Genomic DNA, 23,702 nt, shown 5'->3' on the forward strand with positions numbered 1-23,702 from the left:
TGTGGCTTGACCATATAACCTCAAGTGGCTTCGGGCCAAACCCGATGACCAGCTTAACCTCGACAGCACGTGTCGATGGCATCAAAACCAACTCACTACGTCACAAGTCCAAACGCGAGCCGGCGCCGTATGCGCTTCCCTGCGCAAGAGCCCGCACATCCATGTGCGGACTGTTGACAGGAAAGCAAAACTGGCGCTGCTCCAACTGTCTCCCTGGTGAAATTAGCGCTGTGGTCCCACCCGTTCCCATCCCGAACACGGAAGTGAAACGCAGCTGCGCCGATGGTAGTGTGGCTTAAGCCATGCAAGAGTAGGTCATCGCCAGGGCCTTACCCCAGAACCCCGCCGCTCGAATGAACGGCGGGGTTTTTCTTTGCGGGGGAGAAAGCAGGACAGGTGTAGTCACCACCCCAGCCGAACCTTTGTGGCATGCAGCGATCTTGGGCGCGATCGACGCGCCCGGGCGTCCACAGCGATGGGGGACCGGCCGTGATGCTCCGGCGCCATGTGAACGACGCGCTGACGGATCTCACGGGGAAATCTGTTCGACTTGTTCGTGGAGGGTTGCAGTCTCCACAGATCGCCGGGCGTCCCAACCTGTCGTTCGATGCCGATTTGGCGGTGTAACCTACTGATCCGTCCTTGCGCCGGCGGCTGGCGATCGTAGCCATGCAGGCGATCCTAGATCGGCCTCGAAGTGCAACCAAGGTCGCAATCCATGCCCGAAGTCCGCCGAAATCCACCGATCATGCGCGCAACTGAGCAACAGGGAGAAAAGAGTAACTTATTGGATTTGCGCGATGGATCGCGCGATGAGGCTTCCCCGAGGCTTTCTGTTGCCCCGATGATGGACTGGACCGACCGGCATTGCCGGGTGTTCCATCGCCTGCTGGCGCCGACCGCGCTGCTGTACACCGAGATGGTCCATGCCAACGCGGTGCTGGAGGGCGATCGCGAACGCCTGCTGGGCTTTGATGCGCTCGAGCATCCAGTCGCGCTGCAGCTGGGCGGCAGCGAACCTGAGCGGCTGGCCGCGGCCACGCGCGTGGGTGCCGAGTATGGCTACGATGAGGTCAACCTCAACGTTGGCTGCCCGTCCGATCGCGTGCAGGCCGGGCGCTTCGGTGCCTGTCTGATGAAGGAGCCGTTGCTGGTGGCCGAGTGCATCGCGGCCATGCGTGAAGCCGCGGCGATCCCGGTCACGGTGAAGTGCCGCCTGGGGGTGGACGAACTGGAGGACTACGCGCACTTCGCCGGCTTCATCGACACCGTCGCCGCCACCGGCTGCGACACCTTCATCGTGCATGCGCGCAAGGCGTGGCTGGAGGGGCTCTCGCCCAAGGAGAACCGCGAGATTCCCCCATTGCGCTACGAGTGGGCGTACCGGCTCAAACGCGAGCGCCCGCAGCTGACGATCTGGCTCAATGGCGGCATCACCACGCTGGAGGCGATCGATGCGCACCTGGGTCAGGTCGACGCAGTGATGCTGGGCCGCAGCGCGTATCACGATCCGTATTTCCTGCATCGGGCCCATGCGCATCTGGCCGGCACGCCGGTGCGCTCGCGCGTGGAACTGCTGCGCGCGTTTGGTCCGTACGTGCAGGCCGCGCTGGATCGTGGCGTGGCGCTCAAGCACATGACCCGGCACGTGCTGGGGTTGTTCGCTGGGCAGCCGGGCGGGCGCCAGTTCCGCCAGGTGCTCAGCGAAGGCGCGCATCGCCCGGGCGCGGACTGGTCGCTGATCGAACGCGCGTTGGCGGCCACCGCCGGCGCGGCCAGCGCGGCGGCCTGAGCGCCACGGTGCGCCGTTGCTGATCACCCGCGATCCGCAGGCCTTCCTGGCGCTCACGCGCAGGCTGGCGCCCGATGCCGGGCCGGCGACCGCACGCGGCGTGTTCCTGGTCTCGCCGGACGGTTTCGCCCGCGCCGAGGAATCGGCCCGCGATAATGTCTACATGGCATCGGCCGGCTTCGATGCGGGCGAGGCGCTGGCAGAACATCGTGCACTGCACCAGACGCTGTCGACCCAGCTGCCGGTGGTGGCCTTCGCCGGCGACGCCGCCACGCCCGATGCGCTGTTCCCCAACAACGTGTTCGCGACCGTGCCGGGGCGCGTGATCGTCGGGCGCATGCGCCATGCGGTACGCCAGCGCGAAGCGGCGCGTGCGGACATCCGCGGGTTCTTCACCGGCCTGCTGGGTTATGCCGAAACTGACCTGTCCAGCCAACCGCATCCGTGCGAGCTGACCGGCGCGCTGGTGATCGACCGCGCACGTGGGATCGGCTTCTGCGGGCTGTCCGAACGCTGCGATGCCCAAGGTGCGGCGCTGATGCATGCGGCCTTCGGACTGCGCGCGACCTTCGTGTTCGATCTGGCGCCGGGTGAATACCACAGCAACGTCGTGCTGGCGGTATTGGCCGGCCGCGCGGCGCTGGTCTGTCCGGATGGTCTGGCCGAGCCGGCGCCGTTGATCGCGTTGCTGCAGGCCTTGTACGGCCGGCACGTGGTCTTGCTTTCGCCTGCCGAAAAGCAGGCCTTCGCCGGCAATGCAATCAGCATCACGCCCGAAGCGGTGTGGATGAGCCAGGGCGCGGCCGATCGGCTGGAGCCGGGCAGCCAGGCGGCCCTGCGCCAGGCCGGCCTGGCCGTGCGCAGCGTGGCGCTGCCGGCAATCGAAGCGGCCGGCGGTTCGCTGCGGTGCTGCGTGGGCGAGATTTTCTGAGGCTTCATCGCGCTGAATCGCCTCATCAGGCTGTTCAGAAAGTTCAGAGCCAATTCACCGCGCGGTTCCAAGACTGGCCCTTCACTCACTGCCGAGGTGTCGGTAGCGGTTCACCCGTCGGTTGGGCGTTGCCGTTACGATTCGGTTATGCCCAAGCTCTGCGCCTCTCACCTGTTTCTAACTGCTGCGATCGCTGGCTGCCTCGCCGGTTCCGCGTGGGCGCAGTCAGGGCCTCAGCAACAGGATGATGACAGCCTCCAGGTGCCGCGCCGGGACGGCTTTGATCGCAATAGCCGCGGTGCGCGCAACGAGGCGGCCGATGCGGTACGTCGTGCGCAGGCCCGCAGCGGGGGCCGCGTGCTGGGCGCCGAGCGGGTCCAGTTCGACGGCCGCGACATCATGCGGGTGAAGGTGATGGATGAAAGTGGTCGGGTCCGCTACATGGACGATGATCCGTTCACCCGCGGCCAGGGCCATGGCGATGGAGCTGAACGGGAGCACATGTCCAGAGAACGTCCACGCGGGCCTAACCCCCGCAGGCCGTAATCTGAACGAGATGGCACCTTGTTCAGGTGCCCACCGTCCCACAAGACATCGACATATTCCAAGGGAGAGCCCATGCGCATTCTGCTGGTCGAAGACGAAGCACCCCTGCGCGAAACCCTCGCCGCGCGCCTGAAGCGCGAAGGTTTTGCCGTCGACGCCGCCCAGGATGGCGAAGAAGGCCTGTACATGGGCAGGGAAGTGCCCTTCGACGTGGGCATCATCGATCTGGGCCTGCCCAAGATGTCGGGCATGGAGCTGATCAAGGCCCTGCGCGACGAAGGCAAGAAATTCCCGGTGCTGATCCTGACCGCGCGTTCGAGTTGGCAGGACAAGGTCGAAGGGCTCAAGCAGGGCGCCGACGATTATCTGGTCAAGCCATTCCACGTCGAAGAGCTGCTGGCGCGCGTCAACGCGCTGCTGCGCCGTGCTGCCGGCTGGTCCAAGCCGACCCTGGAATGCGGCCCGGTCGCCCTGGACCTGGCTGCGCAGACGGTCAGCGTCAACGGCAGCAACGTCGATCTGACCAGCTACGAATACAAGGTGCTCGAGTACCTGATGATGCACGCCGGTGAGCTGGTCTCGAAGGCCGACCTGACCGAGCACATCTACCAGCAGGATTTCGATCGCGACTCCAACGTGCTGGAAGTCTTCATCGGCCGCCTGCGCAAGAAGCTCGATCCGGAGGGCGCGCTCAAGCCGATCGAAACCGTGCGTGGCCGCGGCTACCGCTTCGCGATTCCACGCAACGAGGGCTGATGCCCGAAGCCCCGTCACCGCCGCGGACGGCAGGCGGCGGCCGCGAGCCGATCGTCAAGTGGCGCCCGCGCTCCCTGCGCGCGCGCCAGCTGCTGGCCGCCAGTATCGGCCTGGTGGCGTTCCTGGCGCTGGCCGGTTACGCGCTGGATCGGGCCTTTGTCACCACGGCCGAGGACAATCTGGAGCGGCGCCTGGAAGGCTACGCGTACTCGTACGCCAACAAGATCGACTTCGCGCGCGATGGCTCGCTACTGGCGCCATCGGATAGCCAGATCGACCCGCGCTTCGCCCAGCCGGGCAGCGGCCTGTACGCCGAAATCGTGCTGCCCAACGGGCAGCGCGGCTGGGGCTCGGATTCGACCCTCGGCCCCTACCTGCCTGAAAGCAAACTGCTCATGCCGGGGCAGAAGATCTTCGAAGGCCCACTGCAGATGACCCAGCTCGATGGCAGCCAAGGCAGCGTCTATCGCTTCGGCCTGGGCACGATCTGGGGCGCGCGCGGGCCGCAGAGCGAGTTTTCCTATTCCATCTATGTGATGGAAGACACCGAGGTGCTGAACTCGCAGCTGCAGACCTTCCGACATGCGCTGTGGGTGTACCTGGGCAGTGCCGGGGTGGTGCTGCTGTTGCTGCAGGGCCTGATCCTCAACTGGAGCCTGCGCCCGCTGCAGCGGGTGATCGCCGAGCTCAAGCGCGTGCAGCGCGGCCAGGCCCAGGGCATGACCGAGAACCATCCGCGCGAACTCGAACCGCTGACCGAAAGCATCAATGCCTTCATCGAGTCCGAGCGCGAGAACCTGGAGCGCCAGCGCAACACCCTGGCCGACCTGGCCCATAGCCTGAAGACGCCGCTGGCGGTGCTGCGCGCGCAGCTGGACGACGGCGTGCCCACGGCGGCCCTGCGCGAAGAGCTGGACGTGCAGCTCAAGCGCATGAACGACCTGGTGTCCTATCAGCTGGCGCGCGCGGCTTCCACCGGCCATGCGCTGTTCGCCGCGCCGGTGGCGATCGAACCCTACGCCGAGGTGATCGTACGCGGGCTGGAGAAGGTCTACGCGCACAAGGGCGTGATCTGCGAATTCGAGATTGATCCCGAGGCGCGTTTCCATGGTGAGCCAGGCGACCTGCAGGAGCTGATGGGCAACCTGCTGGAGAACGCCTTCAAGTGGGCGCGCGCGCGCGTGTTGCTGACCGTCGCGCCGATCACCAGCGCCGGCAATCGCCGCGCCGGGCTGCTGCTGGCGGTGGACGACGACGGCCCGGGCATCGCCGAAGAAGACGTGGCCAAGGTGCTGCAGCGTGGCGTACGCGGCGACGAGCGCGTGCAGGGCCATGGCATTGGCCTTGCGATCGTGCAGGACCTGGTGCGTGGCTATCGCGGCGAGCTCACCGTCAGCCGTTCGCAGGAACTGGGCGGCGCCCGCTTCGAAGTCCGGCTGCCGCCGGGATTGTGAGCGGCGCGCCAGGCGCGGGCCTGGCGCTCAGAACAGGCGTGGTGGCCGGCCGTAGAGCTTGTCCAGATGCATGGCCACCTCCGGCATTGCCTCGGCCAGCACGTCCGGTGCAGAGAAGTGATATTCGCTGACCACCGCGAAGAATTCCTCCGGCGACTGGGCCGCATAGCCATCGATGCGGGTGCGCTTGCCGGCCTCCACGCGCCAGCACAGCGCGTCATAGTGATGCTGGAAGTCGCGGGTCCACGTCCGCTGCCAGGCACCGGGCAGCGGCGGGCTGCCATCGGCCTGGCCATTGAGCGCATCGAGCTTGTGCGCCATCTCGTGCACGGCCACGCAAAAGCCTGAAGCCGGATCGGCGATGTCGGCCTGCACGTCGGCCCAGGACAGGATCAGCGGCCCGCTGTCCCAGGCTTCGCCGGCCAGGGTGTCGTCCCACTCGTGCAGCACGCCGGCCGCATCGAGGTGGCTGCGGCGCACGCGGAAGGCGTCCGGATACACCAGCAGCTGCGACCAGCCGCGCAGCCCGCCGGCACCGAATTCCAGCAGCGGCAGGCAGCACAGCGCGGCCAGCTGCACGCGGTCGATGTCGTCCAGCACCAGTCCGCCCAGCGCGGTGATGGTCTTCTGCTGGAGGAAGCGCGCGGCCAGCGTCTGCAGGGTCTGCTGCTGGGCCGGGTCGAGGCCACGGACCCAGGGCAGCGCCTGGACGGCGCGGTGCCAGCATGGGTCGTCGAGCGGGGGCGGCTGGCCACGCAGCCAGCGCAACAGCGGCTGGATCAGCGGAACATCCCGGGCAGGAAGCTGTTCCACTTGGGCACGCGCATGCGCAGGACCGCGTCCTCGTCGCTGCCACCGCCGCCTTGGCTGGTAGCCGGCGCGGCAGGGTGGACATAGCCATTGGTCGAGGCTGGCTTGGCCTGCGGTGCGCCGGGACTGGCGCCGGTGCCACGGCCGCTGGCCGCGGACGCAGCGTTTTCGCCGCGCCCATTCTGCGCGAGCACGGGCGAGACGGCACAGGTCAGCAGGACGAGGGCAAGGCAGGCGCGAAGCATCGGGACACTCCGGGGGCGGGCACACAGCAGCGAACCGGCATCATAGCGTGGTTCTGGCCTCCGGACAGGTGCCGCATAATGGCCGCGATGAATCCCTTGCTTGTTCAGCCTGCCGCGCCGGCTGCGCGCGAACGCCAGCTGCTGCTGCGCCTGGCGCAGGGGCCGGTCTCGGGCGACCTGCTGGCCCGGGAAACCGGCCTGACCCGGGCTGCGATCTGGAAGCGGGTCCAGGCCCTGCGCGGGGCTGGCGTGGCCATCGTCGGCAGTGCCGGCCAGGGCTATGCACTGGACCAGCCACTGGACCTGCTCGATGCTCAGGCCCTGTGCGCCGCGTTGCCGGCCGCGGTGCGGCGACAGATCCAGGCACTGGACGTGGCCTGGAGCCTGGATTCGACCAATTCCGAACTGCTGCGCCGGGACACCCCGGCCAGCGGCTGCGCGGTGCTGCTGGCCGAACGCCAGACTGGCGGTCGTGGCCGGCGCGGGCGCAGCTGGGTCTCGCCGCTGGCCGCGCACGTGTACTTGTCGGTGGCGCGGGGCTTCGGCGGCGGGCTTGCGCGGCTGGGAGGCTTGAGCCTGGTGGCGGGCGTGGCGGTGGCCGAGGGCCTGCGCGAGCTGGGGCTGGCGCAGATCGGCCTGAAATGGCCCAACGACCTGGTCGTGGACGGCCGCAAGCTGGGCGGCCTGCTGGTCGAAGGCGGCGGCGAAGCCGGCGGCCCGGCGCGCGCGGTGATCGGGGTTGGGCTGAACGTGCGCATGCCGGCACAGCAGGCGGCCAGCATCGACCAGCCCTGGCTGGACCTGGCCCAGGCGTTGCCGCAGCCGGTGACGCGCACCGCGGTGGCGGCCGCAGTCTTGACCCGGCTGCTGCCGGCGCTGGAGGCGTTCGATGCCGAAGGGCTGGCGCCGTTCCGGCCGCGCTACGCCGCGCTGGATGCGCTGCACGGGCGCAAGGTGGTGGTGCACCTGGACAGCGGCGAGGTGTCCGGAACCGCCGAAGGAATCGCCGAGGACGGCGCCCTGCGCCTGCGCACGCCGCAGGGCCTGCGCGATTTCCACGCCGGCCAAGTCAGCGTGCGGGCGGGTTGAAGATGGCCGGCACATCGCCCGAGCGCTGGCTGTTCGACCTGGGCAACACGCGCCTGAAATGCGCGCGGCTGCAGGCCGACGGCCGACCCGGCCCGATCCTGGCGCTGGGTCATGGCCAGGACGACCTGCTGCAGGGCCTGGCCGCGCAGCTGCCGCAAGCCGGGCTTTCGGCCTGCCTGGCGAGCGTCGCGGCGCCGGTGCTGACCGCGGCGGTGCTGGAGGTGCTGCAGGCGCGGTTTCGGGTGGTCTCGCTGGCGCGGACGCAGGCCTCGCTGGCCGGGCTGCAGGTGGCCTATCGTGAACCGGCGCGGCTGGGGGTGGATCGGTTCCTGGCCATGCTCGGTGCCCGCACGCACGGGCCGGGGCCGTGGCTGATCGCCGGGATCGGCACGGCCCTGACCATCGACCTGCTCGCGGCCGACGGCCGCCATCTGGGTGGGCGCATCGCCCCGTCGCCGCAGCTGATGCGCCAGGCGCTGCATCGCGCCGCGGCGCAGCTCCCGGCCGCCGGCGGAGCGTTCGACGAGTTCGCCGGCGACACGCCTGATGCCCTGGCCTCGGGCTGCGAAGGCGCCGCGCTGGCCCTGATCGAACGCAGCCTGGACCAGGCCGCGGCGCGGCTGGGTCAGGCACCGGCGCTGCTGCTGCACGGCGGGGGCATCGAGCCGCTGCTGCCGCTGCTGCCGCAGGCCCGGCGGGTCGATGGGCTGGTCCTGGAAGGGCTGGCGGTCTGGTCGGCCGCGCCGGTCCAGGCCGCTGCGGACGGCCATTAGAATCGGCTTATGTTGATCCGTGCGCTGATCGTCCTGCTGGTCTTCCTCAACCTGGGCGTGGCCGCGTGGTGGCTGACGCGCCCGCCGCCGGACCTGCCGCCACCAGCGCAGATGCAGGGCGTGGCCGTGCTGGAACTGGCCGATGTCGCGCCCCGGCCAGCGCAACCCGAACCTGCACTGGCGCCGGCACCGACGGTGACTTCGCCGCCGGCCGCGCCGACACCGGCCGCCTCCACGCCGCCTGCCGAGCCCATCGCGGTCTCCACACCGGCGCCTGCGTCGGCGCCGGCCGCCGACACTGCCGTGCAGTGCCTGGCGCTGGGTCCGTTCGACGACTCGGTGGCCGCGCGCAGCGCCCAGGCGCGCCTGGTTCCGGCGCCACGCCGTGCCAGCGTTCGCAGCGAAACCCAGCCGGCCAAGGCCTACGCCGTGCTGCTGCCGCCGCTGGCCGACCGCGCCGCCGCGCAGGCGATGGTCGAACGCATCACCGCCGCCGGTTTCCACGACCTGCTGGTGATCAACAGTGGGCCGTTTGCCAACGGCGTGGCGCTGGGCCGCTACGGCAGCCGCGAGGCCGCGCAGCGCCGCCAGGCCGAACTGCAGGCCGGCGGCTTTGCGGCCCAGATCCAGCCAGTGGGCCAAACCGTGCGGTGGTGGCTGGACGTGAGCCTGGGTGCGGGCGAGGCGGCACTGGCGCGCCGGCAGACCCAGGCCGCGCGTGCCGTGCCGCGCGACTGCGGCTAGCAGTCTGTCGGGCTTTGGTGGTCGAGGCGAGAATTCGGCTGTGCGAGGTCAGATTTTCGACGGTTCGCCGGCCCATAGTGGTGCTATGGGCCAAGAAGCGGCGGAAAGATGGACCGCACAGGCGGATTCGCAGCCCGGCCGACCAAAGTCCGACAGACTGCTAGAATGCGGATCCGGCCGCGGCCGGCCCGTGCCGCTTTAGCTCAGTCGGTAGAGCAACTGATTTGTAATCAGTAGGTCGTCCGTTCGATTCGGACAAGCGGCACCATCGCTTTGCCTGCCCGCAGGCGCCGATGCCACCATTTCCAGAACGGATGCTGACCGCTGTTCAGGGAGTTCACGCTGTTTCCACGGCGCGCTCGTCAGCCTGCGTGCCAAGGTTTTCCGAAGGGGAAAACCGGGAAACCCAACTGGAGAATTCCAATGAAGCGCACGATTTTTCTGCTGATGCTGTCGGCATTCTTTGCCGGTTCCCTGGCGGCCTGCAACACCGTCAAGGGTGCCGGCCAGGACGTCCAGAAGGTGGGCGGCAAGATGGAAGAATCCGCCGAAAAGACCGGCGGCACCGGCACCAAGTGATCCCTTGCGCCGGGCCCGGCCCATCGCAGCGAAAAAGCCGGCGCAAGCCGGCTTTTTCGTGCGGGCCGCATCACCAGGTCGCAGCACGAAACGGCGATCGGCTGAACGTATAACACCGCCTGCACGCGCGCCTCATCCCTGCGCAACGGGTCTTTGCCCACAGTGAAGATGCGACTGCAGGACACTCCCCAACAAATCGAGAAGAGGTGACGCATGAACAAGGACATCATTGCAGGCAACTGGAAACAGCTCAAAGGCAAGGCGCAGGCCAAATGGGGCGACTTGACCGACGACGTCTTCGACGTGGCCGAGGGTAATGCCGAATATCTGGCCGGCAAGCTGCAGGAACGCTACGGCTGGGACCGCGACCGTGCACATAAGGAAGTCACTGCCTTCCAGCGCGATCTGGAGAAGAAGCACTGATCCATCGCGGCTGGGTTGGGCAAAGACCACAACGGGCTTCGGCCCGTTGTGGTCTTTGCGCCTGCGGCTTTCAGGAGCCGGGGGCTGTGCAAATGTCTGAGGACGATCGCTGCAAGCCTGTACCCTTGTGAAGCAGCGGTATCTGGTTTCGGCCCACCCGCAGCCGCGCGCACCGACCCATTGCGCTGGCCCGGTATGCACAGAGCGCGGCATTGCTCCTTCACCGGCGCACGTTCGACGAATGCCGCCGTGCCGATTACGCGACGTTCCCTCGCCTGGTACGCGCGGCGCGGCGGCGCGCGGATCGGTGAGCACGCGCCGCGCCAGCTCCGGCGGTGGCTTATGCCAGCCGGCCGCCTCCGGTGGCAAGACGCGGGCGGTTAAACTGGACGGCCTGCTTCCCTGCCTCCACTGCGCATGACCACCCGTGTCCTGACCGGCATCACCACTTCCGGCACACCCCATCTGGGCAACTACGTGGGTGCGGTGCGTCCGGCCATTGACGCCAGCCGGGCGGCCGACACCGAGAGTTTCTATTTCCTGGCCGACCTGCACAGCCTGATCAAGGCGCAGGACCCGGCCCGCACCCAGCGCTCGACCCTGGAAATCGCCGCCACCTGGCTGGCCGCCGGGCTTGAACCTGACAAGGTGTGGTTCTACCGGCAGAGCGACATTCCCGAGATTCCCGAGCTGACCTGGTTGCTCACCTGCGTGGCCGGCAAGGGCATCCTCAACCGCGCGCACGCCTACAAGGCGGCGGTGGACAGGAACCTCGCCGAGGGCCAGGACGCCGATGCCGGCATCACCGCCGGGCTGTTCATGTATCCGGTGCTGATGGCCGCCGACATCCTGCTCTTCAACGCGCATCAGGTCCCGGTGGGCCGCGACCAGATCCAGCACATCGAGATGGCCCGCGATTTCGGCCAGCGCTTCAACCATGTCTACGGGGGCGAGTACTTCACCCTGCCCGAGGCGCTGATCGACGACCACGTGGCCACGCTGCCCGGCCTGGACGGGCGCAAGATGAGCAAGAGCTACGGCAATACGATCCCGCTGTTCGCATCGCCGGCCGAGCTGAAGAAGCTGATCTTCTCCATCCTCACCGACTCGCGCGCGCCGGGGCAGGCCAAGGACACCGAAGGCTCGGCGCTGTTCCAGCTTTACCAGGCCTTTGCCACCGCGGAGCAAACCCAGGCCTTCGCCCGGGCCTATGCCGAGGGCATCGGCTGGGGCGATGCCAAGCAGCAGGTGTTCGAGCGCATCGAGCGCGAGATCGCGCCGCTGCGCGAGCGCTACCAGGCGCTGGTGGCCAGGCCAGCCGAGATCGAGGCGATCCTGCGCGATGGCGCCCAGCGCCTGCGGGCCAGGTACGCCACGCCGTTCCTGCGCCAGTTGCGCGATGCGGTAGGCCTGCGCGACCTGTCCTCGGTGACCACGGTCGCCGTGCAGGCCACGGCCAAGGCCGCGCTGCCGGTGTTCAAGCAGTATCGCCACACCGACGGGCGCTTCTACTTCAAGCTCTCCGATGCGCATGGCAAGGTGCTGGTGCAGAGCCAGGGGTTCGATTCGCCGCGCGATGCCGGCCAGCAGGTGGCCGTGCTGAAGAATGCCGACAGTCCCGAGCAGCTGCAGTCCAGTGCATGGGCGCTGCAGGTTCCCACCGATCAGGTGCTGGCTGCGCTGGCCGCGCTGCGCCAGGCTGCCACGCAGGTCTGAATGCGACCAAGGATGCATCGTGCGCTCACGGCGGGCTTCCTAGAATCGAAACGATCATCTTCGATGCGACACGCACCATGAGCCAGCACGGCATCCATACGGTTGATACCGGGTTCCAGCGCGAGCACTTCGACGCCTGCTATCTGATCGTCGAACAAGGCCGCGGGGCCTTTGTCGATTGCGGCACCAACCATTCTCTGCCGCGGCTGCTGGAGGCGATCGCCCACGCCGGGCTGACCCCGGCGCAGATCGACTGGGTCCTGGTCACCCACATCCACCTGGACCACGCCGGCGGCACCGGCCTGCTGCTGCAGCACCTGCCCAATGCCAAGGTCGTCGCCCATCCACGCGCGGCGCCGCACCTGATCGATCCGGCGCGCATCATCGCCGGAGCCACCGCCGTGTATGGCGAGGAAGAAATCGCGCGCAGCTATGGCCAGGTGCAGCCGGTGCCGGCGCCGCGCGTGGTCGTTGCCGACGACGGACACGTGGTCGACCACAACGGCCGCCCGCTGCTGTGCCTGGACACGCCGGGACACGCCAGGCATCACTACTGCGTGTGGGATGCACGCAGCGCGTGCTGGTTCACCGGCGATACCTTTGGATTGTCCTACCGCGAGTTGGACGGGCCGCAAGGGCCTTTCATCCTGCCGACCAGCTCGCCGGTGCAGTTCGAGCCAGAGCCGCTCAAGCAGTCGATCGCGCGCATGCTGGCCTATCGGCCGCAGGGCATGTACCTGACCCACTACGACCGCGTCGGCACCACTTACGCGCAGGTCGAGAAGCTGGCCCAGGACCTGTACGAGCAGATCAACGCGATGGAAAACCTCGGCCGCCAGGCCGATGGCACGCCCGACCGCCACGGCAGATTGCTCCAGGCGCTGACCGCGCTGTACCTGCAGCGCGCCCGCGATGCGCAGGTGCCGCTCAGCGACGCCGAGGTCGAACGGGTGCTGGCGATGGACATCGAACTCAACGCACAGGGCCTGGCCTGCTGGCTGGATCGCCCGCAGCGTTGAGCGAGGGCGCCACGGATGGCAACGCGATTCGCGCCGGCTGCCACTGGCCCCCACAATGGACGGCCATTCCGGACGATGTGCCATGAGAAAGACCTACCCGCTCAAGATTGAAGGCAAGCACCGCGACCGTCTGCTGGAGGCCAGCAAGCACGACATCCGCAAGTACATCGCGCGCGAACAGCGCAAGGCGCTGCCAGCGGGCGCGGAGGTGTGGCGCTTCCACGCGCGCCTGGGTCTGGACGCAGCCAGCGCCAAGGAAATCTCCTCCGGTGAACTGATCCGCGCGATCGATGCGCTGGTGGCCGGCGGTGCCGAGCAGTTCTACGTCGAGCTCATCGCCAGGCCCGGCAAGCGCAACGCGCCGCCGGCCGACAAGGCCGCGCCGCTCCGCTCGGACGCGCCGGATTTCGAGCAAGGGGAGTAAACGCGTCCGGCTTGGCCGTGCGCCCGGCGCTGCAAAGGATCCGGACCAGGGCGAACCGGGCAGGGCGCGCGCGTCAGTCGGCCAGGGCCAGGTCGTCGATCAGGGCGCGCAGGAAGCGCGCGGCTTCGCCGCCGGTGCAGGCGCGGTGGTCGAAGGTGACCGACAGCGGGATCACCTTGCGCGATTCGAAACCGCCCATCACCGGGGTCATCTGGAAGCGCGCCCGGCCGGCGGCGACGATGGCCACGCACGGCGGGACCACGATCGGGGTGGCATAGCGGCCGGCGAACATGCCGAAGTTGGACAGCGAGATCGTGTAGCCGGTCAGTTCGCTGGCCGGCAGGCTGCGTTCGAGCACCTGCGTGCGCAGGCGGTTGACGCCTTCGCGCACCCCGCGCGCGTCAAGCAGGTCGGCATTGCGCAGCGCCGGCACGAACAGGCCCTCGTCGGTGTCCACGGCGATGCCGATGTCCACGTGCGGATGCAGGGTGCGGGTCAGCGCATCGCCGTCGAACCAGGCGTTCATCGCCGGCACCGCCGTGCAGGCGGCGACGATCCCGCGCACCAGGCGCGCGGTGACATCGCTGGCAGGCGTCCAGGCCTGCACGTCGGCGTCGTCGTTGAGGGTGGTGGCCACGACCTTGGCGTGGGCATCGGCCATGACCCGGGCCATGTTGCGGCGCACGCCCTTGAGCGGCTCGGGCTGGCCGCTTGCCACCACGCCGGGAGGCTGCGTGCGCATCGGTTTGCCGCTGGCCGACAGCGCGGTGCGGGCGGCGACGTGTCCGGCGGCCGCACCCTCACCCCCGGCCCCCGCTCCGCGCCCCGGCCCGCGCTCGTCGCGCGGGCGCTCCGATGCATGCGCGCCAGTGGCGCGCATGCCGTGCACCGTCGCCCCGGCGGGAGAGGGGAGCAACAGCGAACCGTCGGCGGCGGCCTGCTTCACATCGGCCATGGTCACCACGCCATCGGCGCCGGTGGCGCGCACCCGGGCCAGGTCCACGCCCAGCTTGCGCGCCATCGCGCGCACGGCCGGCATCGCCTTGACCCCGCCCACGGCCACCGCTGCCTGGACCTGCACCGCGTCGGAAGCCTGCATCGCCCCGACCACGGTGCCGGCATCGTCGCGTTCGTGGTCGAACGACTCCACCGCCGGCATCGGTGCCGGCGCCGGTGCCGGGCTGGCGGCAGCAGACGCAGGCTTGGGCGCGGCGTGCGAATGGCCGGTGTCCTGGCCATCGGCGCGCTGCGGGCGATTCGGGTCCAGTTCGAACTCGGCCAGCATCGCCCCGGTCGGCACCACCTCGCCGGCCGCACCGGCCAGCCTGAGCACCTTGCCCGACACCGGCGAGGGCACTTCGACCACGGCCTTGGCCGTCTCCATCGACACCAGCGGCGCGTCCAGGGCAACGGTGTCGCCTTCCCTGACGAACCACTCGACGATGGTTGCATCGGGCAGGCCCTCGCCCAGGTCGGGAAGGAGGAAGGTCTTGGTTTGGCTCATGGGTCAGGTCTCTTGAATGAGTTCAATCGAACGCGCGGGAATCCAGCCGCTGCGTCCGTGTGCATCGTGCGCCCACCACCAGCCGGCATGTTCGCGTTCGACGGTGAGCAGGTCGCCGGGTTCGGCGTCCAGTGCGCACGTGTCGTAATCCTGCTGGGCGATGGCGGTGCCGACCTCGTCCATGTGGAAGATGTCGGCGGGCATCCAGCCACCCAGGCCCTGGGCCAGGGTGGCCCAGATGAAGTCGGGCCATTGATCGTCTGCCGCGCCCAGCACCGCGCTCTGGCCGCGTGCGATGCGCACCGCCTCGCGCTCCGGGGCATGGTGGGCGGCGATCACGCGGGCGCGTTGCACGCGCTTTCAGCTGCCGGCGAGGGTGCGCCTGGCGGCGGCGACCACCCGCTCGGTGCTGGGCAGGTACTTCATCTCCAGCCGGAACAGCGGCATGTGCGTATCCGGGCCGGTGACCCGTTCGACCGGCGCCAGCAGGTCGTACATGCACTGCTCGGCCAGGCGCGCGGCGATTTCCGCGCCGAAGCCGGCGGTGCGCGGTGCCTCGTGCACGATCACGCAGCGACCGGTCTTGGCCACCGATTCGGCGATGGTGTCAAAGTCCAGCGGGGTCAGGGTGGCCACGTCGATGACCTCGGCGCTGATGCCTTCGGCGGCCAGCGTGTCGGCCGCTTCCAGCGCCTCCTTGACCTGCGCGCCCCAGCTGACCAGGGTCACGTCTGCGCCGTCGCGCAGCACGAAGCACACATCCAGCGGCAGCGCCTGCCCATCGTCGGGCACCAGCTCCTTGTACTGGCGATAGATGCGCTTGGGCTCGTAATAGATCACCGGGTCCGGGTCGCGGATCGCCGCCAGCAGCAGGCCGTAGGCGCGCTGCGGCGAGGACGGCATGACCACGCGCAGGCCGGGCACATTGGCGAACATCGATTCGTTGGCTTCGGAGTGGTGCTCCGGCGCGCGGATGCCGCCGCCCCACGGCACGCGCAGGACCATCGGGCAGTGCAGGCGTCCGCGGGTGCGGTAGCGCAGGCGCGCGGCATGGCTGACCAGGTGGTCGATCATCGGATAGACGAAGCCGTCGAACTGCGCCTCGGCCACCGGCTTCATGCCTTGCGCGGCCAGGCCCACGCTCAGCCCGGCGATGGTGGTCTCGTCCAGCGGCGTATCCAGGACGCGTTCGGAGCCAAAGCGCTTCTGCAGGCCGGCGGTGGCACGGAACACGCCGCCGTTGACGCCCACGTCCTCGCCCAGCACCAGCACCGCCGGATCGTGCGAGATCTCCCAGGCCAGCGCCTGGGTGATGGCTTCGATCAGGGTGATCGGGGTGGCGGTCGGGGTGTCGGGGGCGGTCATCGGCGCGGGCGCTGCAACGGCCTCATGGCCGGCGCCGGGCGTGTGCTCATCCATGATGCTGCTCCTGGTCGCGGGCGATCCACTGCGCGCGCTGTCTGAGCAGCTCCGGCGGCGGATCGGCATAGAGATAATCGAACATCGCCTCCACCGGCTGCACCGGCGTGGACAGGTAGGCGTCGACCTCCTCGTCGACGCGATGGCCGCATTGTTCCTTCCACGCGGTTTCTTGTGCCTCGCTCCACAGGCCCTGCGCGGTCAGCCAGGTACGCATGCGCGGGATCGGGTCGCGGTCCCAGGCCTGCTCGACTTCGGCCTGGTCGCGGTAGCGGCGTGCGTCGTCGGCGGTGGTGTGGTCGGACAGGCGATAGGTGACCAACTCCAGCACGGTGCCGCCGTTGCCGCTGCGCGCGCGCTGCATGGCCTGGTCCATCGCATCGAGCACCGCGATCAGGTCGTTGCCGTCCACCTGCAGGCAGAACAGGCCGCCGGCCAGCCCCTTCTGCGCCAGGGTCTGCGCGCCGGTCTGGGCCGAGCGCGGCACCGAGATCGCCCAGCCGTTGTTGACTACGCCCAGGATCAGCGGCAGCCGGTAGGCGCCGGCCGAATTGAGCGCGGCATAGAAATCGGTCTTGGACGAACCGCCATCGCCACAGGTGCTCACTGCCACCCGATCCTCGCCGCGCAGCTTGAACGCCAGCGCCGCACCGGCCGCATGCAGGCACTGGGTGGAGATCGGCACCGACCAGGAAAAGTCATGGCGCGGCACTTGGAAATCGTTGCCGCGCTCGTCGCCGCCCCAGTACAGCAGGACCTCGCGCGGTTTGACGCCGCGCATGAACTGCGCGCCGTATTCGCGATAACTCGGCGCGAACACGTCTTCGGGCCGCATCGCCGCGCCGATGCCCACGTGCGTGGCCTCATGGCCCAGGCACGAGGCGTAGGTACCCAGCTTGCCGGTGCGCTGCAGGGCGATGGCCTTGGTGTCGAACACGCGCACGAACAGCATCTGCTTGAACAGCTCGACCAGCCGGCCGGTGTCGCGGGCCAGGGCGGGCAGGGGGCGCCCGTTGGAGGTGCCGTCCGGGCTCAGGTACTGCAGGTAGTCGATCTGGAAACTGGCTGCCAGGGGCATGGCATCTTCGGTGTTGCCGAATGTGGAGTTCATCATAGCCGCTCCATGGTAATGACCTGGGCCGGGTTTGCCTTCCTGCAGCGCAGCAGCCAGCGCCTGCACAGCGGTAGCCGATGAAAAAAACGCGGCCTCTCAGGGGCCGCGCCGGAAAGGCCGGATTTTCGTCAAGCGCAGGCTTGCGTTACTGCACCGCGGTGGAAAAGACCGCGTGATTGTTGCCGGCATTGGCCTCGTCTGAGCTCGTGGACACCGTGGCTTCCACCACCACGGTGCTGCCGCGACGCGCGCTGCCGGTGCTGACCCAGACCGGGAAGCTGGCCTGGGCGCCGTTGGTCATCGGCGTGTTGCCGGCGCAGCGGAACTGCATGCTGCGCAGGTTGCCCTGGCGGCTGCAGCTCCAGCCCGGGGGCGGGTTGATCAGCGACAGGATGTTCATCGTGTTGCCGCCGATCACCACCACCGGCCCGGCGGCCGGCTGGCCGGCGTTGCTGACGGCCACCACGTAGCGGGTCAGCAGCTGGAAGGCGTGGATGCTGGCCGGGCCGTCGATGGATGCGGCCAGGTCGGCGGTCGGCGGGGCTGTGACCTCGATGGCGGCCACGGCCTGGTTGTTGGCCGGATCCGGGTCGAAGGTCTGCGAGGTGGCGGCCATCGCCAGGGTTGCGGTGGCGCCGGACTGGGCGGCGATGGAGCTGGCGTGGATGGCGAAGCTGGCGCTGCCGGCGTTGTCGAGCGTGGCGCTGTTGCACGCCACCGAGGTCATGCCGTCGGCCACCTGGGCGGTGTCGCAGCTCCAGCCAGCCGCGCCGGTGACGGCCATGTCAGGCAGTTCGCCGGCCAGCGAAAAGCCCACCCCCGGCGCGCTGGCCGCGTCGGGCCCGGTGTTGGTGACCGTGGCGGTGTAGGCCAGCGGCTGGCCGGCGGTGACGCTGCCGGTGTCGGCCGAGGCGGTGACGGCCAGGTCGGCCCTGGGCGCCAGTTCGAAGTAGGCCACCACCGGATCATGGTCGGACAGGCGCGCCGGCGAGCCCGCATCGTTGCGCGCCACTTCCGGGAAGTCGGCGTTGATGCGCGCATGGTCCATGCCGAACCTGGTCGTGGCCAGCACCAGGGCATCGTTGACCAGCACGTGGTCCAGGGTCTGGGCGCTGCCGCCGAAGCTGTAGGAGTAGTTCTGTCCGGCCGGGAGCAGCTCGCCCAGGTTGGTCAGGTCCGGATCGACCAGGTCCGCACCGTCACCGGGCACCAGGGTCTGCGCGTCGGCCGTGGGCGTGCCCAGGACGGTGTTGATCGCATCGACGTAGCCATCGTTGAACTGGAAGGCGTTGAAGTCGCCCAGCACCGCGATGCGGCGGTCCGGGTTCTCGGCCTGCATGTCCTGGATCAGGTCGGCCAGGAACTCGGCCTGGGCCTTGCGCTTGGCACGGACGCGCTCGCCGGACGCGTCCTGGGTCTCGGCGCCGTTGAGCGAACGCTGGTGCACGGCGATCACGGTGATCGGGAAGCTGCGGCCATCGGCCCAGTGCACCACCGCATCCAGCGCCAGCGGCGGGCGGTCGTTGAGCAGGCTGGTATTGCCCGAGGGCTCGGTCCATACGGTGTCCTTGCCGTACTGGGTGACGGCGGCCACGTCCACGCGCGCCAGGCCGGCGCCGACCGTGGCGGTCTTGACCAGGAAGCCCACGTCGATGCCGCCGACGTCGTTGCCCTCCTGCAGGTAGGGCACGTACTGCGGATCGGCCAGGCCTGCGGCGACCGCATCGGCGTTCACCTTGTCGGCGACCTGCTGCAGGGTGGATAGGTTCTCCATCTCCACCACGGCCAGGATGTCGGGCAGGTGGAGGAAGTCGCGGATCGCCGCCGAGGCCTTGGACAGGCGTGTGGTGAAGGCTGCCGCGGTCAGGGTCGGGGCGCCGTTGCCGTCGGCGGTGGTGTCGAAGAAGCGTTCCATGTTGTAGCCGGCGACGGTGAACTCGTCGCCGCTGGGCGCGCGCGCGGCGGTCGGGGTCGTGCCGGCGGTGGTGGCGAGCGGCACGCCGGGATCGCGCACGATCACGTAGTGGCGGTAGCTGTAGTCCAGCGGCCCGGTCAGGCCGGTGATGACCGCGCCGGTGGACACATCCAGCGCGGTGCTGGGCCCACCCAGCGAGTCACTGTCGATGGTCAGCAGTTCCGGGTTGCCATCCCACTGCGGAATCTCGCCGCTGACCGGGGTCGGGGCCTCGATGCCGGGTTCGCGGAACGGACGGGCGGTGTCGCCGATCACCGCATGGAACAGGCCGTCGCTGGTGCCGCTGGCGTTGGCCTCGTTGGTGAAGCCGCCGGTGGGCGCGACCACGCGCAGGCTCGGCACGGTCACGCGCATGCCTTCGAAACGCTCCAGCTGGTCCAGCCCGCCCGCGGCGGTGAGCATCGCCGCATCCAGCGGGATCGGTGCCGGCAGCGGCTGGCCGCTGGCCAGCAGGGTCACGCCGACCCCGCCGCTGAGTTCGGTCAGCGGACGCTGGTGCGGATCGGCGCTGGGCACGTATTCCTGCACGGTGCCCGACACGCGCACGCGGTTGCCGGCCACGGCCGCGCTCGGCAGGGCGCTGCCGGTGTAGACATACAGGCCTTCGGAGGTGGCCGGGTTGTCGTCCACTTCCGCATCCGGTGCCTGGATCCAGAAACCGGCCTTCTTGACCGCGGTGACGATGCCGGTGGTGTACACCAGTGTGCCGGCGAGCGGCGAGGCGATGCCTGCGCCCTGGATGTCGTGCAGGGCGGTCAGCGAGATGTCGTCGTTGACGATCGTGCCGGTGGCGTTGGCCGCGCCCAGCAGTGCCTGGCCGACCAGGTCGGACAAGGTGACCGTGAAGGTCTCGTCCGACTCGGTCAGGCTGTCGTCGATCAGGGCCACGGCGACCACGGTGCTGGTCTGGCCTTCGGCCAGGGTCGCCGTGCCGCTGGCCGAGGCGTAGTCGCTGCCGGCGCTGGCGCTGCCGTCGGCGGTGCTCCAGGTCACCGTGATGCCGCCGGCCGGGGCCGGCTGGGTCAGGCGGATGATGAAGTCGAGCGCGCCGGCGCCTTCGTCACCGGAGGCATCGGCGATGGACAGCAGCGGGGTGCCGGCCGCACCGCAGACCGAACCGGCCGTGGCGCTGTTGCGCGGATTGGGCGCGCCGGTGGCGAAATCGGCGGCGTTGTCGTTGGTGTCGGTGCAGCCATCGGCGGCACGCAGCACGGCCAGGGTGTTGCTGGGCGCGGCGGTGGCTGCGCTGCCTTCGAAGCAACTGGCGGTGGCGCCGAAACCGACCAGGTCGACCAGGCCGGTCGGGCAGGCACCGGACAACGCACTCTGCGCGGCCGACAGGGCGACCTTGCCGGCGCTGGCGGACATGGAGATCGTGCCGGACAGGTCCGGCGTGGGCAGGGCGGTGGTGCCGCCGCTGCCGTCGGCCTGCTTGACCAGGTAGTAGCTGCCCGGTGCGATGCTGCCGGCCAGCCGGGTCACCTGCCAGCTGGTGCCGGTGGCGCTGGCGTACTGCACGCTGTAGCTGGACAGGTCCACCGCGCTGGTGCCGGTGTTGTGCAGCTCGACGAAGTCGCTCTTCCAGGTGGCGCCGCTGTTGCCGCCCCCGCCGTAGACCTGGCTGATGACCACCTGCGCCTGCGCATTGGCCGCGCTGCCCAGTCCCAGGAATGCAAGCGCCACCAGGCGCGACCACCGTGTCGTCATCGACTGCTTCTCCATCGTGTGTCTCGGGGGATGCGCGCCGAGTCCTCGCGCGCGGATCGCCGACTATGAATCGATCCTGAGTAAATTTCATGACACGCCACCTCAGGTCCGGAGCGTGCGTGCCCGGCCCGCGCCGGTGCGACCGGCTACCATGCCCTCCCTCCGAGCGCTTGGCGATTTTCATGCAGATCCAGGACAACCAGCGGCCGCTGGAAGCAGGCATCCACACCGACCTGGCCGGCCGCACCACCTACGGCGGTTACCTGCAGCTGGACCGGCTGCTGTCGGCGCAGCAGCCGCTGACGGTGCCGGCCCATCACGACGAGATGCTGTTCATCATCCAGCACCAGGTGTCCGAGCTGTGGATGAAGCTGATGATCCACGAGCTGTGCGCCGCGCTGGGCCACCTGCAGCGCGACCAGGTCTGGCAGACCCGCAAGGTGCTGGCGCGGGCCAAGCAGGTGCTGCGCCAGCTGACCGAGCAGTGGTCGGTGCTGGAGACCCTGACGCCTTCGGAGTACATGGGCTTTCGCGACGTGCTGGGGCCTTCGTCGGGGTTCCAGTCGCTGCAGTACCGGCAGCTGGAATTCATGCTGGGCAACAAGAACGCGGCGATGCTCAAGGTGTTCTCGCACGATCCTGCCGGCCAGCAGGTGCTGCGCGGGGCGCTGGAGGCACCGAGCCTGTACGAGGAGTTCCTGCGCTACCTGGCCCGCTTCGGCCACGCCGTGCCGGCCCAGCACCTGCAGCGTGACTTCAGCCTGGCGCATGTGCGCGACGAGGCGCTGCTGCCGATGTTCGAACGCATCTACGGCGACACCGACCGCTACTGGCGCGAGTACGCGCTGTGCGAGGACCTGGTCGATCTGGAGACCCAGTTCCAGCTGTGGCGCTTTCGCCACATGCGCACGGTGATGCGGGTGATCGGCTTCAAGCGCGGCACCGGCGGCTCCTCGGGCGTGGGCTTCCTCAAGCAGGCGCTGGAGCTGGAGTTCTTCCCGGAACTGTTCCAGGTCCGCACGGTGGTGGGGCTCGAGCCGCCTGCCGGGTGAGGCGCTTACCAAGCCGGTCGGGGGAAAGCCTCATTCAGAGCCACGGACAGGCCCGCCGGCCAGGCGCGCTGGCGCCGGCAGGGCCACCCCCTGTCAAGCCAGCGCAATACCGCCGGCGGGCCTGTCCGTGGCTCCCGCAGGACCGCTGAGTGAGGCTTTCCCCTCCGACCGGCTTAGTAGGTCGGCGCGGGCCCCGCGCGGGCTGGTTTCCCTGAACGTGAGCTTGCGGTTAACGTACCGGATTCGAATGGCGGCCCGATGACGGGCGGCCAGGCCACTTCACGGAGCCCACCAGACGTGTCAGCCATCCAGCCTTCCAGTGCCGGGGAGAAAACCTTCCTCGGCCATCCGCGCGGCCTGTTCGTCCTGTTCTTTGCCGAGATGTGGGAACGGTTTTCCTACTACGGCATGCGCGCGCTGCTGATCTTCTACCTGGTCAAGCACTGGCTGTATTCGGACGGCGATGCCTCGCTGATCTATGGGGCCTACACGGCGCTGGTCTACATCACGCCGGTGATCGGGGGCTACCTGGCAGACCGTTACCTGGGCCAGCGCAAGTCCGTGGTGTTCGGGGCGATCCTGTTGACCATCGGACATGGGCTGATGGCCGTGGAGGGCGAGGGCGGACAGGGCAGCGCAGCCATCAATGTGTTCTGGCTGGCACTGTCGTTCATCATCGTGGGGACCGGCTTCCTCAAGGCCAACATCTCGGTGATCGTGGGCCAGCTGTATGCGCGCACGGACCGGCGCCGGGATCCGGCCTACACGATCTTCTACATGGGCATCAACCTGGGCGCGGCCCTGGGGGCGTTGATCGCCGGCTGGCTGGGACAGACCTACGGCTGGTCCTATGGGTTCGGGGCCGCCGGGGTGGGCATGGCGCTGGGCCTGGTGGTGTTCGTGCTGGGCAAGCCGTTGCTGCTGGGGCGCGGGGAGGCGCCCGATCCGGCACGCCTGGCCCGGCCCGTGGCCGGGGTGCCGTTCGAATGGCTGCTCTACGCCGGCAGCCTGGTCGGGATCGTGGTGGTCTGGTTCCTGATCCAGCATCAGTCGCTGGTCGGCGGGATCCTGGGCGCGGCAGGCGCGGCGCTGGTGCTGTATGTGCTGTTCACCGCGGTCTTCAAGCTGCCGCCGCACGACCGCGATCGCATCATCGCGGCGATCTACCTGATCTTAGGTTCGATCCTGTTCTGGGCGCTGTTCGAGCAGGCCGGATCGTCCCTGAACCTGTTCACCGACCGCTCCGTGGACCGCCACATCTTCGGCTGGGAAGTGCCCGCCTCGATGTTCCAGTCGATCAACTCGATCTACATCGTCGCCTTCGGCCCGGTGTTTGCCTGGCTGTGGACACTGCTGGGCAAGCGCGGCCTGGAACCGTCGGCGCCGGCCAAGTTCGGCCTGGGGGTGATCCAGCTGGGCGCCGGCTTCCTGGTGCTGGTGGCCGGTGCGGCAGCTGCAGGGGCCGGACAGCTGACCCCGGTGGTCTTCATTTTCCTGATCTACTGTACTGTTCTATTCTTGATGGAACTTATATGAAATCCATCGTTCCAACACTCTACGAGGACGAAGTGTGGAGAGTGCAAGTGCGAGTTGCCCCTGAGATTGTGCTGAGCGACGAGGAGCGAGCCGA

At 68.8% G+C, this 23,702-nt stretch carries 22 protein-coding genes, 1 tRNA gene and 1 rRNA gene; 16 read left to right on the forward strand and 8 right to left on the reverse strand.

The features are described from left to right. Positions 1-212: 212 nt before the first annotated feature. The 3 genes from rrf to D9R12_RS15015 all read left to right on the forward strand — a co-directional run bounded on the left by rrf (position 213) and on the right by D9R12_RS15015 (position 2,723). Positions 213-327 (forward strand): 5S ribosomal RNA (gene rrf / locus D9R12_RS15005). 421 nt (positions 328-748) lie between these two features. Further along, positions 749-1,792, forward strand: coding sequence for a tRNA dihydrouridine(20/20a) synthase DusA (gene dusA / locus D9R12_RS15010; protein WP_280518449.1), 1,044 nt, complete (start codon positions 749-751; stop codon positions 1,790-1,792). A gap of 16 nt (positions 1,793-1,808) precedes the next feature. Continuing rightward, positions 1,809-2,723, forward strand: a complete 915-nt coding sequence (locus D9R12_RS15015; protein WP_122231627.1) for an arginine deiminase-related protein — start codon at positions 1,809-1,811, stop codon at positions 2,721-2,723. A 225-nt stretch (positions 2,724-2,948) separates the two neighbouring features. On the opposite strand, the gene D9R12_RS16310 is transcribed toward D9R12_RS15015, so the two are convergent. Then, positions 2,949-3,200 (reverse strand): hypothetical protein, encoded by a 252-nt coding sequence (locus tag D9R12_RS16310; protein WP_210539066.1) that lies wholly within the window; start codon positions 3,198-3,200, stop codon positions 2,949-2,951. A 141-nt stretch (positions 3,201-3,341) separates the two neighbouring features. On the opposite strand from D9R12_RS16310, the gene D9R12_RS15025 reads away from it, so the two are divergent. Continuing rightward, entirely contained in the window at positions 3,342-4,025 is a 684-nt protein-coding gene (locus D9R12_RS15025; protein WP_014161971.1) for a response regulator transcription factor, read from the forward strand. Then, on the forward strand, positions 4,025-5,479 hold the full coding sequence (locus D9R12_RS15030) for an ATP-binding protein (RefSeq protein ID WP_122231629.1): 1,455 nt from the start codon (positions 4,025-4,027) through the stop codon (positions 5,477-5,479). The genes D9R12_RS15025 and D9R12_RS15030 overlap by 1 nt, the downstream gene beginning before the upstream one ends. Before the next feature lie 27 nt (positions 5,480-5,506). On the opposite strand, the gene D9R12_RS15035 is transcribed toward D9R12_RS15030, so the two are convergent. Both D9R12_RS15035 and D9R12_RS15040 read right to left on the reverse strand, forming a co-directional pair. After that, entirely contained in the window at positions 5,507-6,292 is a 786-nt protein-coding gene (locus D9R12_RS15035; RefSeq protein WP_210539021.1) for a M90 family metallopeptidase, read from the reverse strand. Continuing rightward, a complete protein-coding gene (locus tag D9R12_RS15040; RefSeq protein ID WP_122231633.1) occupies positions 6,259-6,534 on the reverse strand; it encodes a hypothetical protein in 276 nt (91 codons plus the stop codon). The genes D9R12_RS15035 and D9R12_RS15040 overlap by 34 nt, the downstream gene beginning before the upstream one ends. Positions 6,535-6,612: 78 nt before the next feature. On the opposite strand from D9R12_RS15040, the gene birA reads away from it, so the two are divergent. From birA to D9R12_RS15085, 9 genes are all read left to right on the forward strand, one after another. Then, complete coding sequence (gene birA / locus D9R12_RS15045; RefSeq protein ID WP_122231635.1) at positions 6,613-7,623, forward strand: bifunctional biotin--[acetyl-CoA-carboxylase] ligase/biotin operon repressor BirA; 1,011 nt, start codon at positions 6,613-6,615, stop codon at positions 7,621-7,623. A 2-nt stretch (positions 7,624-7,625) separates the two neighbouring features. Next, positions 7,626-8,396 (forward strand): type III pantothenate kinase, encoded by a 771-nt coding sequence (locus D9R12_RS15050; protein ID WP_122231637.1) that lies wholly within the window; start codon positions 7,626-7,628, stop codon positions 8,394-8,396. A gap of 9 nt (positions 8,397-8,405) precedes the next feature. Beyond that, positions 8,406-9,140 carry an SPOR domain-containing protein gene (locus tag D9R12_RS15055; RefSeq protein WP_122231639.1) on the forward strand — a complete coding sequence of 245 codons (735 nt, stop codon included), beginning with the start codon at positions 8,406-8,408 and terminating at the stop codon, positions 9,138-9,140. Between the two features lie 192 nt (positions 9,141-9,332). Beyond that, positions 9,333-9,408, forward strand: a tRNA-Thr gene (locus D9R12_RS15060). 155 nt (positions 9,409-9,563) lie between these two features. Beyond that, positions 9,564-9,719 carry an entericidin A/B family lipoprotein gene (locus D9R12_RS15065; protein WP_014161964.1) on the forward strand — a complete coding sequence of 52 codons (156 nt, stop codon included), beginning with the start codon at positions 9,564-9,566 and terminating at the stop codon, positions 9,717-9,719. Between the two features lie 213 nt (positions 9,720-9,932). Beyond that, the gene (locus tag D9R12_RS15070; protein ID WP_014161963.1) at positions 9,933-10,142 is read left to right on the forward strand and encodes a CsbD family protein; all 210 of its coding nucleotides are present in this window, start codon (positions 9,933-9,935) and stop codon (positions 10,140-10,142) included. A gap of 417 nt (positions 10,143-10,559) precedes the next feature. Further along, positions 10,560-11,858 (forward strand): tryptophan--tRNA ligase, encoded by a 1,299-nt coding sequence (locus D9R12_RS15075; protein ID WP_014161962.1) that lies wholly within the window; start codon positions 10,560-10,562, stop codon positions 11,856-11,858. A gap of 77 nt (positions 11,859-11,935) precedes the next feature. Then, positions 11,936-12,877 (forward strand): MBL fold metallo-hydrolase, encoded by a 942-nt coding sequence (locus D9R12_RS15080; RefSeq protein WP_014161961.1) that lies wholly within the window; start codon positions 11,936-11,938, stop codon positions 12,875-12,877. A gap of 82 nt (positions 12,878-12,959) precedes the next feature. Next, the gene (locus D9R12_RS15085; protein WP_122231643.1) at positions 12,960-13,301 is read left to right on the forward strand and encodes a DUF6172 family protein; all 342 of its coding nucleotides are present in this window, start codon (positions 12,960-12,962) and stop codon (positions 13,299-13,301) included. Between the two features lie 73 nt (positions 13,302-13,374). Here the strand turns inward: D9R12_RS15085 and D9R12_RS15090 are convergent, their stop codons facing one another. The 5 genes from D9R12_RS15090 to D9R12_RS15110 all read right to left on the reverse strand — a co-directional run bounded on the left by D9R12_RS15090 (position 13,375) and on the right by D9R12_RS15110 (position 21,020). Continuing rightward, positions 13,375-14,805 carry a dihydrolipoamide acetyltransferase family protein gene (locus D9R12_RS15090; RefSeq protein ID WP_014161959.1) on the reverse strand — a complete coding sequence of 477 codons (1,431 nt, stop codon included), beginning with the start codon at positions 14,803-14,805 and terminating at the stop codon, positions 13,375-13,377. A gap of 3 nt (positions 14,806-14,808) precedes the next feature. Continuing rightward, positions 14,809-15,159 (reverse strand): SH3 domain-containing protein, encoded by a 351-nt coding sequence (locus D9R12_RS15095; RefSeq protein ID WP_122231645.1) that lies wholly within the window; start codon positions 15,157-15,159, stop codon positions 14,809-14,811. 6 nt (positions 15,160-15,165) lie between these two features. After that, positions 15,166-16,224 carry an alpha-ketoacid dehydrogenase subunit beta gene (locus tag D9R12_RS15100; RefSeq protein ID WP_425479118.1) on the reverse strand — a complete coding sequence of 353 codons (1,059 nt, stop codon included), beginning with the start codon at positions 16,222-16,224 and terminating at the stop codon, positions 15,166-15,168. Next, positions 16,217-17,302, reverse strand: coding sequence for a pyruvate dehydrogenase (acetyl-transferring) E1 component subunit alpha (gene pdhA, locus D9R12_RS15105; RefSeq protein ID WP_122231647.1), 1,086 nt, complete (start codon positions 17,300-17,302; stop codon positions 16,217-16,219). The genes D9R12_RS15100 and pdhA overlap by 8 nt, the downstream gene beginning before the upstream one ends. A 181-nt stretch (positions 17,303-17,483) precedes the next feature. Continuing rightward, positions 17,484-21,020 (reverse strand): Calx-beta domain-containing protein, encoded by a 3,537-nt coding sequence (locus D9R12_RS15110; RefSeq protein WP_122231651.1) that lies wholly within the window; start codon positions 21,018-21,020, stop codon positions 17,484-17,486. A 182-nt stretch (positions 21,021-21,202) separates the two neighbouring features. On the opposite strand from D9R12_RS15110, the gene D9R12_RS15115 reads away from it, so the two are divergent. Further along, positions 21,203-22,072: a tryptophan 2,3-dioxygenase gene (locus D9R12_RS15115; RefSeq protein ID WP_043291465.1), complete on the forward strand. Its 870-nt coding sequence runs from the start codon at positions 21,203-21,205 to the stop codon at positions 22,070-22,072. A gap of 297 nt (positions 22,073-22,369) precedes the next feature. Next, the gene (locus D9R12_RS15120) at positions 22,370-23,608 is read left to right on the forward strand and encodes a peptide MFS transporter (protein ID WP_244919647.1); all 1,239 of its coding nucleotides are present in this window, start codon (positions 22,370-22,372) and stop codon (positions 23,606-23,608) included. Positions 23,609-23,702: the final 94 nt, after the last annotated feature.

Origin of the sequence: Pseudoxanthomonas spadix (genome assembly GCF_003703395.1) — a bacterium.
Lineage (GTDB): Bacteria > Pseudomonadota > Gammaproteobacteria > Xanthomonadales > Xanthomonadaceae > Pseudoxanthomonas_A > Pseudoxanthomonas_A spadix.

Excerpts from the sequence above, each read along its gene's own strand:
- dusA (WP_280518449.1), top strand. The coding sequence starts at position 749 with ATGCGCGCAACTGAGCAACAGGGAGAAAAGAGTAACTTATTGGATTTG.
- D9R12_RS16310 (WP_210539066.1), bottom strand. The coding sequence starts at position 3,200 with ATGGCCCTGGCCGCGGGTGAACGGATCATCGTCCATGTAGCGGACCCG.
- D9R12_RS15025 (WP_014161971.1), top strand. The coding sequence starts at position 3,342 with ATGCGCATTCTGCTGGTCGAAGACGAAGCACCCCTGCGCGAAACCCTC.
- D9R12_RS15030 (WP_122231629.1), top strand. The coding sequence starts at position 4,025 with ATGCCCGAAGCCCCGTCACCGCCGCGGACGGCAGGCGGCGGCCGCGAG.
- D9R12_RS15040 (WP_122231633.1), bottom strand. The coding sequence starts at position 6,534 with ATGCTTCGCGCCTGCCTTGCCCTCGTCCTGCTGACCTGTGCCGTCTCG.
- birA (WP_122231635.1), top strand. The coding sequence starts at position 6,613 with ATGGCCGCGATGAATCCCTTGCTTGTTCAGCCTGCCGCGCCGGCTGCG.
- D9R12_RS15050 (WP_122231637.1), top strand. The coding sequence starts at position 7,626 with ATGGCCGGCACATCGCCCGAGCGCTGGCTGTTCGACCTGGGCAACACG.
- D9R12_RS15055 (WP_122231639.1), top strand. The coding sequence starts at position 8,406 with ATGTTGATCCGTGCGCTGATCGTCCTGCTGGTCTTCCTCAACCTGGGC.
- D9R12_RS15065 (WP_014161964.1), top strand. The coding sequence starts at position 9,564 with ATGAAGCGCACGATTTTTCTGCTGATGCTGTCGGCATTCTTTGCCGGT.
- D9R12_RS15070 (WP_014161963.1), top strand. The coding sequence starts at position 9,933 with ATGAACAAGGACATCATTGCAGGCAACTGGAAACAGCTCAAAGGCAAG.
- D9R12_RS15075 (WP_014161962.1), top strand. The coding sequence starts at position 10,560 with ATGACCACCCGTGTCCTGACCGGCATCACCACTTCCGGCACACCCCAT.
- D9R12_RS15080 (WP_014161961.1), top strand. The coding sequence starts at position 11,936 with ATGAGCCAGCACGGCATCCATACGGTTGATACCGGGTTCCAGCGCGAG.
- D9R12_RS15085 (WP_122231643.1), top strand. The coding sequence starts at position 12,960 with ATGAGAAAGACCTACCCGCTCAAGATTGAAGGCAAGCACCGCGACCGT.
- D9R12_RS15090 (WP_014161959.1), bottom strand. The coding sequence starts at position 14,805 with ATGAGCCAAACCAAGACCTTCCTCCTTCCCGACCTGGGCGAGGGCCTG.
- D9R12_RS15100 (WP_425479118.1), bottom strand. The coding sequence starts at position 16,224 with ATGGATGAGCACACGCCCGGCGCCGGCCATGAGGCCGTTGCAGCGCCC.
- pdhA (WP_122231647.1), bottom strand. The coding sequence starts at position 17,302 with ATGCCCCTGGCAGCCAGTTTCCAGATCGACTACCTGCAGTACCTGAGC.
- D9R12_RS15110 (WP_122231651.1), bottom strand. The coding sequence starts at position 21,020 with ATGACGACACGGTGGTCGCGCCTGGTGGCGCTTGCATTCCTGGGACTG.
- D9R12_RS15115 (WP_043291465.1), top strand. The coding sequence starts at position 21,203 with ATGCAGATCCAGGACAACCAGCGGCCGCTGGAAGCAGGCATCCACACC.